This is a genomic window from Tolumonas lignilytica (assembly GCF_000527035.1).
Taxonomy (GTDB): Bacteria; Pseudomonadota; Gammaproteobacteria; order Enterobacterales; family Aeromonadaceae; genus Tolumonas; species Tolumonas lignilytica.
This window is the reverse complement of record NZ_AZUK01000001.1, coordinates 1,161,654-1,174,450: the sequence shown is the minus strand read 5'-3', so window position 1 is coordinate 1,174,450 and position 12,797 is coordinate 1,161,654. Positions and strand designations below refer to the sequence as shown.

Here is a 12,797-nt window from a genome sequence, read left to right as displayed (position 1 = left end):
ATATAAAGGAAAAGAAAAGAGAATGAAAACAATTGGTCTAATTGGTGGTATGAGCTGGCAGTCAACCATTCCCTACTATCAGATCCTGAATGAATCTGCCGCAGAGCAGTTAGGCGGGTTACATTCTGCAAAACTGCTGCTTTGGAACATGGATTTTGAGGAGATCGCCAGTCTGCAACGGCAGAACCGCTGGCAGGAGGCCGGTGCGGTGATGGCGGCGGCGGCCGTGAAATTACAGCAGGCTGGTGCGGACGCAATCGTGATCTGTACCAACACCATGCACAAACTGGTGCCGGATATGTTACCTGAGTTGCAGATCCCGATCCTGCACATCGCGGATGCAACGGCAATGGCCATTCAGCAGGCAGGATTGCGTAAAGTCGCCTTATTAGGAACTCGATTTACCATGGAAGACAGTTTTTATGTTTCTCATTTGCGAGAGCACTATGGTCTTGAGGTGATCGTGCCTGATGCCGCGGCCCGACAGATTGTGCATGATGTGATTTTTAACGAACTGTGTGTCGGGGTGGAAAAAGAAAGCTCCCGGGCGCAATACCGTGAAATCATGGCGGCGCTGGTGCAACAAGGTGCAGAAGGGATCATCTTCGGTTGTACCGAGATCCCGCTGCTGGTGGATCAGTCTGACGCCGCGGTGCCTGTCTTTGATACCACGACATTGCATGCGACTTATGCGGCGAAATGGGCATTGGCATCAATCTAGCGAGGTTAATTCCTGTCAATGAATAGTGTTTATGCCAAATCCGTGTAGAATTGCGCCGTTTTTAATCGCGGTATAGAAAGATATTGGCATGACAACAGTGCTTGATGAACAGGATCGTTATAAAGAGATCCGCCCATATAATGATAGTGAAGTTCCGGCGGCCATTGAGCGCCTGATCAGTGATGAAGAGCTGATCAGCGCTGTGGCCCGTTTTCGTTTTCCGCATGCCGTTAACTATTTCGGCTGGTTGCTGAAACCGTTGATCCGTCGCGCCTTGCATAAACGTGTAGCCAATGTGCGTACGGTCGATGATGTACAGCGGCAGATCGCGCATTTTATGGAACAGATGATTGCGAAGACCACCGATGGAGTGACCTATTCCGGTCTGGAAAATTTGCAATCCGATAAAAGTTATCTGTTTATTTCGAATCACCGTGATATTGCGATGGATCCTGCCTTTGTAAACTGGGGTCTATACCAGTGCGGGCTGGACACGGTACGTATTGCGATCGGCGACAACCTGCTGCGTAAACCTTGTGCTACCGAGCTGATGCGTCTGAACAAAAGTTTTATTGTCAAACGTTCGGCCAAAGGGCCGCGTGAAATGGCAAAGACGTTCAACGAACTCTCTTCTTATATTGCAGATTCATTGCAGGAAGGCCACTCGATCTGGATCGCGCAGAAAGAAGGCCGCGCCAAAGATGGTGATGATCGTACCGATCCGGCCATTCTGAAAATGTTCCACATGGCCGGTAAGCAGAAGAAGCTGGGTTTTGTGGAATATATGCAGCAACTGAATATCGTGCCGGTGGCGATCTCTTACGAATATGATCCGGGGGATGAAGCCAAAGCGCGTGAGCTGTATGAAACGTCAACCAACGGTTCTTATCAGAAGAGCGAGTTTGAAGATATCGAAAGCATTGTCTCAGGCATTGTGGGCTATAAAGGTCGCGTGCATGTGACTATCGGCAAACCCGTGCATGATGGATTCGAAACACCGGAAGAGCTGGCTCAGGTCATTGATCGGGCAATTCACAGCCAGTATCGCTTGTTTTCCTCGAATCTTCTGGCGGCCGGGATCCACTCGACGGACATCACCGCCGAGCAGCAGGCCCAGTTTGAGCAACGGATGGCGGCCATGGATAGCAAATGGCGTGATCTTGCCAAGGCTATGTATGCCCAGCCTGCGGTCAATCAGCAGGCTTGAGTTCTGGCACAGGCAGGGCTAGTGACCTGCCTGTGCCAGCCATTGGGCTGACTCTGTTTTTATTGCGTCAATAATATCCAGCAACTCCAGCAATTCCGGTTCAAAGGCACTGCAACTGATCCCGGAGCGCAAGCCTTGTTCCAGTTCAGCACAACTGCGCTGCAATTGTGGTACTCCGCAGTAAGCCGCTCCGCCACGAAGTTTATGAATAGCATCCAGTAATTCGGCACATTCAGTGCCCGCGGCGGAGGCTTCCAGTAACGGCCTGATCTCATCAAAACTGGCGACTAACATCTGCAACATCTCTTCGGCCAGTTTGGCATTGCCTTTCGTTTTCTCCAGTGCCAGATCCCAATCAATGAATTTCGGCCCGAGAGTCACGACTGGCTGGAGATGGCTGAATTGCAGCAGCAGCCGTTTCAACTGGATTTCATCAATCGGTTTGGACAGGTATTCGTCCATGCCGCTACTCATTAAACGCTCGCGTTCACCGGGCGAGGCATGCGCAGTGACGGCAATGATGGGCGTACGTTTATTCAATGGATTGCGATGAATGATCTGACTGGCCTGGATACCATCCATGAGCGGCATCTGGACGTCCATGAAGATGATGTCGAAGCGATCCTTTTCTGCCAGCGAAACCGCCTGATGCCCATCCTGACACGAATGCACCTCTTCCACTAAGTCATTGAGCAACGCCATAATTAGCTTGAGGTTCGCCGGATTATCATCGACAGCCAAGATCCGCAGCGGCAATCGGGCTTTTTGTACTTCGACCGGTACCGTCAATGTCTGAGCAGGGGGAAGCGGTTGTAATAAAGACTGTAACAGCTTGCTGTGGATCACCGGTTTGCTGAGCGAATAAATTTTATTATTCTGCATTAAATGTTCATGCAGCGTCGGATCGCTGGAGTTGATTAGGACAATCAGCTTTTCCAGACGATATTGTTGCAGGCAGCGCGTCACCGTCGATTGTATCTGCTCGATGGCCGTATCAGGCGGAAAGCCCACCACCATGGCGTAATACTCGCCGTCATCCTGTGGCTGCTCGTCGATCGTCTGTACAACCTCCATCTGCCATTCATGCAACAGGCTTAAGCAGGCTTCCCGGCTCCAGAGTGCCTTTTCAGACAACAGCACTTTTTTGCCGGCCAATGTCATCTGTTCCGCAGGAATATTCTGCTCTTCAGATACCAGCTCCAACGGGATACTGATGGTGAATTCAGAACCTTGATTAGGTTCTGAGTGAACCTGCATGGCGCCATTCATCTGTTCAATCAGTTTCTGGCTGATGACCAAGCCCAGCCCGGTGCCACCGTAACGGCGGGAAATGGAGCTGTCGCCTTGAATAAAAGGCTGGAATAGCCGCATGAGCTGTTCATTGTCCATGCCTATCCCGGTATCCCGAATGCGAAATTGCAACAAGACCTTGTGCGGCTCTGCCAGGCGCAGTGTGCTGACCTGAAGATTGACCATCCCCTGTTCGGTAAACTTGATCGCATTGCCGACGATATTGGTTACGATTTGCTGCAGCCGCAGCGGATCGCCAGCCACCAGATCCGGAAGCGGCTGGTTAACCAGCAACGACAATTCCAGTTTTTTATCGTGCGCGGAAGGTGCAAGCAGGGTGACGGTGTCATTGACCATTTCCCGGATATTGAAGGGAATATTTTCCAGTGTCAGTTTTCCCGCCTCTAATTTAGAGAAATCGAGAATATCGTTGATGATGCTGAGTAAATTCTTTGCTGAATGTTCAATGGTGTTCAGATAGTCATGCTGATGCAGGCTGAGCTGGGTTTTAAACAACTGGCGGGTAAAACCGATGACCCCGTTGAGTGGTGTGCGCAGCTCATGCGACATGTTGGCCAGAAATTCTGATTTGATGCGTGCCGCTTCTTGAGCTCGCTTTTTCGCCATGTCCAGTTCAACGTTCTGGATCTCGATTTGCTCAAGCGTTTCACGTAAATCGGAGGTGGCCTGATCGATACTCTGCTGCATTTCGTTGTGGTATTCGCTGATCGCTTTTGCCATCGCGTTGATACCGTTTTTCAGCATATCCAGTTCGCCATCCATCTTGCCGCGTACGCGGGTATCCAGACGGCCTTCACGAATGTGATATACCGCCCGCACCATGCGATTGATCGGCTCGATCACCACATGTACCAGATTCAGGCCAAAGAACAGACTCATGATCAGGCCAAGCAGAACAATAAAAATCGCGGTGGCGGTATCGCGGTATTGCGCAATGACCGAGCGATCGATATTCAATTGGATGGCCATGTAGCCGATGATTTCTGGCGTACTGCTGGTTTGTAATGAGGTTTCACTCAAACTGTTTTCGGCAAAAATAGGCGTGCGCAGAATGATATAGTCATCGACGTGCTGAACGCTGGTGAGCTCAGGAATGCTGTGTCCATCCGGCAGACGCATTTGCATAAAATCACGATGAAAATTGGAGGTGACAAACAGATTGTTGTCTTTCGTGAAGATGGCAATGGATTTGATGAGCGGCGAATTTCGTCGGTGGCTGGTGCTGATCAGCCGGCGTAAATCTTCGCGACTGGAACGGGTCAGGCCATACTCACTGGCTATCGCCAGAGGTTCAATGACACTGGTACCCTGTTCAATCATAAAATTTTCAATCTGCTGATGCCGGTGAAAAATAAAATAACCGGCTAACAATGTACCGATAAGCAGAGTGGGTATAATAGTAAACGCCAGAACGCGGGCGCGCAGGCCATATTTCGTCATAGTCTGTTTTTGTTGACCCGTTCTTGTGGGACAATAGTGTTTTCCGGTGCTTTTCTTCCAGCATCATACCTACCTAACGATAAGCCACCAAGAGATATGGTTCAGTTTTTCAAACCCCAACCTAAAGCACTGCCTTCTCAGGCGGTAGAGATAACCATCGATAATCTGGATCACCACCTGACTGGTGTGGGTCGTTATCAAGGCAAAGCCTGTTTTGTCGAAGGAGTGTTGCCTGGCGAAAAGGTCAGAGTGCAAATCACCGAACAGAAAAAACAGTATGCGCATGGCCGGCTACGTCAGGTGTTGACGCCATCGGCAGCGCGTCTGGAACCTTTTTGCCCGGCCTTTCATCAATGTGGTGGCTGTAACGCCCAAATGATGCCGCAGCAAGTGCAATGTCAAGCCAAACAAGACGGCGTACAACGTTTGTTCCGGCAATTGGCCAAAATTGAACTGCCTGCACCACTCTGGATCGCAAATAGCCCACCGCAGGCCTACCGTCGTGTTTGTCGCTTGGCGGTAAAATATGAAAAGAGCCAGCGTGCCGTACAAGTCGGTTTCCGGCAAAAACAGAGTCAGGCATTGGTGGAAATCGAAGGTTGTCCGGTGTTGACGCCAGCCTTGTCCGTACTCATCAGCCCACTACGTAGCATGCTGAACACACTCAGTTCGTATCGTGATATCGGTCATATTGAGCTGTATGACACCGAAAGCGGGCTCGCCATGCTGGTTCGGCATAACGGCAAACCTTCGACGAAAGATAAAGAGATCCTGCTGGCTTTTGCACAACAGCATGAGAGTGTGCTGTATCTGCAAACAACCGGTTATCCGGAAGCGTTAACCGACGTGCCACCGAGTTTCTATGAGTTGAATGACCAGCGATTTTATTTCCAACCCGGCGATTTCCTGCAGGTCAACGCGGCAGTCAATCAACGTCTGGTGCAGCATGTCTGCGACTGGCTGGCCCCTCAGACAACTGATCGTGTACTGGATCTGTTTTGCGGGGTAGGGAATTTCACCTTGCCACTGGCACGCTATGCGGCTTCGGTGACTGGCATTGAAGGGGTTGACGAAATGGTGCAGCGGGCCACTCACAATGCCAACCAGAATCAATTGGTCAATACCGAATTTCATCGCGCCGATCTGACAAAAATGGCGGAATATGCCAACGCAGCCTGGCAACAACAATGTTATGATCTGATACTGTTGGATCCGGGGCGGACCGGAGCCGAAGAGGTCATGCCATGGTTGGCAAAAAGTAAAGCCCGCCGGATCGTGTATGTTTCTTGCAATCCGGTAACGGCGGCACGTGACTGTGCACTGTTACAGTCGGGTTATACATTAAAACAATGGGGATTACTGGACATGTTCCCGCATACCGGGCATGTCGAATCTCTCTTCTTGTTTGAACAAAAATAATAAGGACGAGCGTCTCATGGTTGCAGTGCGTGATACTCACCTGAAAACGGGTTTTGACTTCAATAACTGGATGACAACACTGGAGCTGCCCGCAGCGGATAAAACAGCTCTGTTATCGGTCTTTGAATATTGTCATCACCGAATTGAAGATGAGAGCGAACAGCAACGCCTGTCCAAACGCAGCGCGGAAATGATCGGCATTCTGCTGACGCTGCATATGGATATGGATACGCTCAAGGCGGCTACCCTATTCCCGTTGATCGAACCCGGTTATCTGACGGTGGAGCAAGCCACGGCAGATTTTGGTGATGTGATCAGCCGCTTATTGCTGGGGGTGGTGGATATTGACGCGATCCGCTTCCTGCAACATATCAACAGTGCCACCGTATCAGACACACAGGTCGATAATGTGCGTCGCATGTTGCTGGCCATGGTGGAAGATGTGCGGGCGGTGGTGATCAAACTTGCAGAGCGTATCGCCTGTCTGCGGGAAGTGAAAAACGCCACGGAAGAAACCCGGGTGCTGGTGGCCAAAGAGATCTCCAATATCTATGCGCCGTTGGCCAACCGTTTAGGTATCGGTCAGTTGAAATGGGAGCTGGAAGATCTCTCGTTCCGCTATCTGCATCCGGATATCTATAAGCAGATTGCCAAATTGCTGGATGAAAAGCGGCTTGATCGGGAGCGCTATATCCAGCAATTCGTGGCCGACACCAAACAGGCATTACGGGATGCCGGTATTGAAGCCGAGGTGTATGGCCGTCCGAAACACATCTACAGCATCTGGCGTAAGATGCAGAAGAAAAACCTGAATTTCTCCGATTTGTATGATGTGCGGGCGGTGCGTGTGGTCACGAAACGCCTGCAGGATTGTTATGCCGCACTCGGTATCATTCATACCCACTGGCATCATATTCCGCGTGAGTTCGACGACTATGTGGCCAACCCGAAACCGAATGGTTATCAGTCGATTCATACCGTCGTACTGGGGCCGGAAGGGAAAACCGTCGAGATCCAGATCCGCACCGAACAGATGCATCAGGAATCCGAACTCGGCGTTGCCGCACACTGGAAATATAAAGAGGGGATGCAGGCCGGTAAAAATGCCGCCTATGAAGACCGCATTGCCTGGTTGCGTAAACTGCTGGCCTGGCAGGAAGACATGGTTGAATCCGGCTCATTGGTTGATGAGCTGCGTACTCAGGTGTTTGAAGATCGTGTCTACGTCTTTACCCCGAAAGGCGACGTGGTTGACTTGCCAGCCGGTGCTACGCCGCTGGATTTCGCGTATCAGGTGCACAGCATGATCGGCCACCGTTGTATCGGTGCCAAGATTGACGGGCGCATTGTCCCGTTCACCTATCAACTGCAAACCGGTGATCAAATTGAGATCATCACGCAGAAAGAGCCGAACCCCAGCCGCGACTGGATGAACCCGAACCTGACTTTCCTGCGCACCAGTCGGGCGCGTGCCAAGGTCGCTGCCTGGTTCCGTAAACTGGATCGCGATAAGAACATTCTGGCCGGTCGGGAACTACTCGATAAAGAGGTGGAACGGCATGGCTTTAATCTTTCCCGTGATGAATTAGCCTCGGCGGTGAAAGAGTTCTATACCCGTCTCAGCCTGATGGAATTTGATGATCTGCTGGCGGGTTTGGGTTCTGGTGAAGTTCGCATCAATCAGTTGATGAACTTCCTGGAACAGAAGCTGAATAAACCGACTGCAGAAGAAGAAGATCGTCGTCTGCTGGAACAGCTGGAAAATAAAACCCAGCACCGGATGAAAAACACCAAACCGGGTAAGGGACATATCGTTGTGCAGGGGGTGGGCAATCTGATGACGCACGTTGCCCGCTGCTGCCAGCCGATCCCCGGTGACAGTATTATTGGTTTTATCACGCAAGGCCGGGGGATTTCCATCCACCGGGATGATTGCGAGCAGTTCAAAGAACTGAGCCGCCGGAATCCGGAGCGGATCATTGATGCCATCTGGGGTGAAAACTATTCCGGTGGTTATGAGCTGACGGTGCGTATCACCGCCAACGATCGCTCAGGGTTACTGCGAGACATCACCACCATTATTGCCAACGAAAAAATCAATGTACTGGGCATGCGCAGCCGTTCCAACGTCAAACAGCAAACGGCCGATATCGATATTGATATGGAAATTTACAATATCGAAACCCTGAACCGCATGCTGGCGAAGATCAACCAGATGAACGATGTCGTCAGCGCCAAACGTCTTTAATTCATGACCATCGAAACCGCCGCAGCCTCCTGCGGCGGTTTTCTATTTATCAGCAGGAACGCTTATGTCACCGACTTATCCCATGCAAGAACTTCTGGCATTGATGCAACAATTACGCGATCCCGAAAAAGGCTGCCCGTGGGATAAAAAACAGACCTTGCAGAGTCTGACGGCGTATACCATCGAAGAGGCCTATGAAGTCGTAGAAAGCATCGAACAGAACGATCTGACCGGACTGAAATCAGAGCTGGGTGATCTGCTCTTTCAAGTAGTGTTTTATTCACAACTGGCACAAGAACAAGGGCTATTCAATTTTCAGGATGTGGTGCATACCATCAGTGAAAAGCTGGTGCGTCGTCATCCGCATGTGTTTGCCGATAAAGAGTTTGCTGATACGGCTGCAGTGAATGCCAACTGGGAAGCAGAAAAAGCCAAAGAACGTCAGGAGAAAGATGCCGCATCGACCAGCGTTCTGGATGACATTCCTCAGAGTTTACCGGCCCTGATGCGCGCAGCAAAAATTCAGAAACGGTGCGCAACCGTAGGGTTTGACTGGCAGGAATTACCTCCGGTGATTGAAAAGATCCACGAGGAATTGGATGAAGTGCTCGCAGAAGTGAATCGACCAGAGGTTGATAAAAATGCGCTGGCTGAAGAGCTGGGTGATCTATTATTTGCTAATGTTAATCTGGTTCGCCATCTCGGATTTGACCCGGAAAAAATACTGCGTGCCGGTAATCATAAATTTGAACGTCGTTTCCGGGCTTTGGAGCAGACAATTCATGCCCAGGGGCGGACGGTGCAAGCCTGTTCGCTGGATGAATTAGAGACCGTTTGGCAACAAGTCAAACAAATGGAGTGAAGTTGACGTAACGCAAGACTCGGTTCAATGCAAATGAGTATCCTGTTGCCCGTTGTTAGGAGCCCGGGCTTGCGGTATAATTTCATCCCGTCTGTTTCTCCCGCACGCATCTGCGTGATTCCTAAACTTCTTCAGGTTCAGCATGACGACTAAATATATTTTCGTGACAGGCGGGGTGGTTTCATCCTTGGGTAAAGGTATCGCGGCAGCCTCACTGGCGGCGGTGCTGGAAGCGCGTGGTTTAAAAGTAACCATGCTGAAACTCGATCCGTACATCAACGTTGATCCGGGCACCATGAGTCCAATTCAGCATGGTGAAGTATTTGTCACGGAAGATGGCGCCGAAACCGATCTGGATTTAGGTCATTACGAGCGTTTTATCCGCACCAAAATGTCCCGTCGTAACAACTTTACTACTGGCCGCGTCTATTCCGATGTATTACGGAAAGAGCGCCGTGGCGACTACTTAGGTGCAACCATTCAGGTTATTCCTCATATCACTAATGCCATTAAAGAGCGGGTTATTGCCGGCGCTGATGGTCATGATGTCGCGGTCGTTGAAGTTGGCGGCACCGTCGGTGATATCGAATCACTGCCATTTCTGGAAGCAATCCGTCAGTTAGCCGTCGACATCGGCCGTAACAACGCCCTGTTTATGCATCTGACACTGGTGCCATATCTGGCTGCTTCCGGTGAAGTGAAAACCAAACCAACACAACATTCAGTGAAAGAGCTGCTGTCAATCGGTATTCAGCCCGATATTCTGATCTGCCGCTCCGATCGCTCTATTCCGGCTAATGAACGCGCGAAGATTGCGTTGTTCTGTAACGTACCGGAGCGTGCCGTCGTATCATTAAAAGACGTTGATTCTATTTACAAAATTCCGGCATTGCTGAAGTCGCAAGGGCTGGATCAGCTGGTCGTTGATCGCTTTGGCTTGCAATGTGACGAAGCCAATCTGGCTGAGTGGGAACAGGTTATTTATCAGGAAGCTAATCCAACGGGTGAAGTCACCATTGGTATGGTCGGTAAATATGTGTCCTTGCCTGATGCCTACAAGTCAGTCAACGAAGCACTGAAACACGGCGGTCTGAAAAATCGCCTGAGTGTCAACATCAAGTATATTGATTCGCAAGATCTGGAAACCAAAGGTCTGGAGGTACTGGAAGGCTTAGATGCCATTCTGGTTCCGGGTGGTTTCGGTGAACGTGGCGTCGAAGGCAAGATTCTGGCGGCGCAATATGCCCGCGAAAACAAAATCCCTTATCTGGGTATCTGTCTGGGGATGCAGGTTGCGTTGATCGAATATGCGCGCCATGTAGCCGGTATGGACGGAGCCCACTCTACCGAATTTAAACGTGATACACCTTACCCGGTCGTGGGTCTGATCACTGAGTGGATCGACGAAGAAGGGAAAGTTGAGGTGCGCTCTGAAGGTTCTGATCTGGGTGGTACGATGCGTCTTGGGTCGCAATTGTGTCATCTGGCAGAAGGTTCAAAAGTTCGTGCGTTGTATGGCCATGACACCATTCAGGAACGTCACCGTCACCGTTACGAAGTAAATAATACCTTGCTGCCAAAAATTGAAGCCGCAGGTTTGAAAGTAACTGGTTTGTCGGCAGATAAGAAATTGGTTGAGATTGTTGAAAATCCTGATCACCCATGGTTTGTGGCAGTGCAATTCCATCCGGAATTTACTTCCACTCCACGTGATGGGCATCCGCTGTTTGAAGGTTTTATTAAAGCCGCAGGGGAGTACATGAAGAGACACCTAAACTAATCGACAAAATCCGTGGTTGTGGCATATATTGCCGCAACTGCAATTTATAACTTTGTTTGTAGTTCATATCTAAATAACGAGGATTGACAATATGGCTAAAATCGTCAAAGTGATCGGTCGTGAAATCATCGACTCACGCGGCAACCCAACTGTAGAAGCTGAAGTTCACCTGGAAGGTGGTTTCGTTGGTATGGCTGCTGCTCCGTCTGGTGCATCTACCGGCTCTCGCGAAGCACTGGAACTGCGTGACGGTGACAAAGCTCGTTTCCTGGGTAAAGGTGTTCTGAAGGCTGTTGCTAACATCACTGACATCATCGCTCCTGCTCTGATTGGCAAAGATGCTACCGCTCAGGCTGCTGTTGACCAGATCATGCTGGACCTGGACGCTACTGAAAACAAAACTAACCTGGGTGCGAACGCTATCCTGGCTGTTTCTCTGGCGAACGCTAAAGCAGCTGCTGCTTCTAAAGGCATGCCACTGTACGCTTGGATCGCTGAACTGAACGGCACTCCAGGTGTTTACTCTATGCCTCTGCCAATGATGAACATCATCAACGGTGGTGAGCACGCTGACAACAACGTTGATATCCAAGAATTCATGATTCAACCAGTTGGCGCGAAAACTATCAAAGAAGCTCTGCGTATCGGCGCTGAAGTATTCCACAACCTGGCTAAAGTTCTGAAAGCAAAAGGCCTGAGCACTGCAGTTGGTGACGAAGGTGGTTTCGCTCCTAACCTGGAATCTAACGCTGCTGCACTGGCTGCAATCAAAGAAGCAGTAGAAAAAGCTGGCTACGTTCTGGGTAAAGACGTAACTCTGGCTATGGACTGTGCTTCTTCTGAGTTCTACAACAAAGAAACTGGTAACTACGAACTGAAAGGCGAAGGCAAAACCTTCACTAAAGAACAGTTCTCTGACTACCTGTATGACCTGACTGAACAATACCCAATTGTTTCTATCGAAGACGGTCAGGACGAATCTGACTGGGCTGGCTGGGATTACCAGACCAAGAAACTGGGTGGCAAAATCCAGCTGGTTGGTGACGACCTGTTCGTAACTAACACCAAAATCCTGGCTCGTGGTATCAAAGAAAACATCGCTAACTCTATCCTGATCAAATTCAACCAGATCGGTTCTCTGACCGAAACTCTGGCTGCGATCAAAATGGCGAAAGACGCTGGTTACACTGCAGTTATCTCTCACCGTTCAGGCGAAACTGAAGATGCTACCATCGCTGACCTGGCTGTTGGTACCGCTGCTGGCCAGATCAAAACTGGTTCTATGAGCCGTTCTGACCGTGTTGCTAAATACAACCAACTGATCCGTATCGAAGAAGCTCTGGGTGCCAAAGCTCCTTTCAACGGTCTGAAAGAAGTGAAAGGTCAGGCTTAATTATTTAGCCTCCTTTATCTTGCTTCTGAAAGCCCCGCTCATGCGGGGCTTTCTTTTATATGCCAATATGGGAAACTATGTCTCCAGGAGGAGACGACATGCGCCTGTTTACCCTTATCCTGATAGTTTTGTTGGCGTTGGTTCAGCGTCAGCTCTGGTTCGGGAAAAACGGACTTGTTGAATATCGACAAGTCTCAGAAAACTTATTACGTCGGCAAGCTGATAACCAAAAGCTGCAAGAACGGAATATGCTTCTTAAAGAAGATATTGAAGATTTGAAAGGCGGTCTGGAAGCGATCGAAGAATTAGCCCGTAATGATCTGGGGTTTATTAAACCCGGAGAAACCTTTTATCGGGTGCTACCTCGTGACAGTGCCGGACAAAATAAACAAAGTTCACTACCGAAGAGTGATTAA

The 12,797-nt window shown here is 49.9% G+C and carries 9 protein-coding genes; 8 read left to right on the top strand and 1 reads right to left on the bottom strand.

The genetic code is table 11. The features are described from left to right. Window positions 1-22: 22 nt before the first annotated feature. Both H027_RS0105580 and H027_RS0105575 read left to right on the top strand, forming a co-directional pair. Window positions 23-721, top strand: a complete 699-nt coding sequence (locus H027_RS0105580) for an aspartate/glutamate racemase family protein (RefSeq protein WP_024871520.1) — start codon at window positions 23-25, stop codon at window positions 719-721. An 88-nt stretch (window positions 722-809) separates the two neighbouring features. Further along, window positions 810-1,928 (top strand): 1-acyl-sn-glycerol-3-phosphate acyltransferase, encoded by a 1,119-nt coding sequence (locus tag H027_RS0105575; protein WP_024871519.1) that lies wholly within the window; start codon window positions 810-812, stop codon window positions 1,926-1,928. 18 nt (window positions 1,929-1,946) lie between these two features. Here H027_RS0105575 and barA read toward each other — a convergent pair whose 3' ends face one another. Next, window positions 1,947-4,679, bottom strand: coding sequence for a two-component sensor histidine kinase BarA (gene barA / locus H027_RS0105570; protein WP_024871518.1), 2,733 nt, complete (start codon window positions 4,677-4,679; stop codon window positions 1,947-1,949). Between the two features lie 96 nt (window positions 4,680-4,775). Here barA and rlmD point away from each other — a divergent pair, with 96 nt between their 5' ends. The 6 genes from rlmD to ftsB all read left to right on the top strand — a co-directional run bounded on the left by rlmD (window position 4,776) and on the right by ftsB (window position 12,797). Continuing rightward, complete coding sequence (rlmD, locus tag H027_RS0105565; protein WP_024871517.1) at window positions 4,776-6,098, top strand: 23S rRNA (uracil(1939)-C(5))-methyltransferase RlmD; 1,323 nt, start codon at window positions 4,776-4,778, stop codon at window positions 6,096-6,098. A 16-nt stretch (window positions 6,099-6,114) separates the two neighbouring features. Further along, window positions 6,115-8,346: a GTP diphosphokinase gene (gene relA / locus H027_RS0105560; RefSeq protein ID WP_024871516.1), complete on the top strand. Its 2,232-nt coding sequence runs from the start codon at window positions 6,115-6,117 to the stop codon at window positions 8,344-8,346. A 64-nt stretch (window positions 8,347-8,410) separates the two neighbouring features. Continuing rightward, window positions 8,411-9,208: a nucleoside triphosphate pyrophosphohydrolase gene (gene mazG, locus H027_RS17500; RefSeq protein WP_038149186.1), complete on the top strand. Its 798-nt coding sequence runs from the start codon at window positions 8,411-8,413 to the stop codon at window positions 9,206-9,208. Between the two features lie 142 nt (window positions 9,209-9,350). After that, complete coding sequence (locus tag H027_RS0105550; protein WP_024871515.1) at window positions 9,351-10,988, top strand: CTP synthase; 1,638 nt, start codon at window positions 9,351-9,353, stop codon at window positions 10,986-10,988. A 91-nt stretch (window positions 10,989-11,079) separates the two neighbouring features. Further along, window positions 11,080-12,381, top strand: coding sequence for a phosphopyruvate hydratase (eno, locus tag H027_RS0105545; protein WP_024871514.1), 1,302 nt, complete (start codon window positions 11,080-11,082; stop codon window positions 12,379-12,381). Between the two features lie 98 nt (window positions 12,382-12,479). Continuing rightward, entirely contained in the window at window positions 12,480-12,797 is a 318-nt protein-coding gene (gene ftsB, locus H027_RS0105540; RefSeq protein WP_024871513.1) for a cell division protein FtsB, read from the top strand.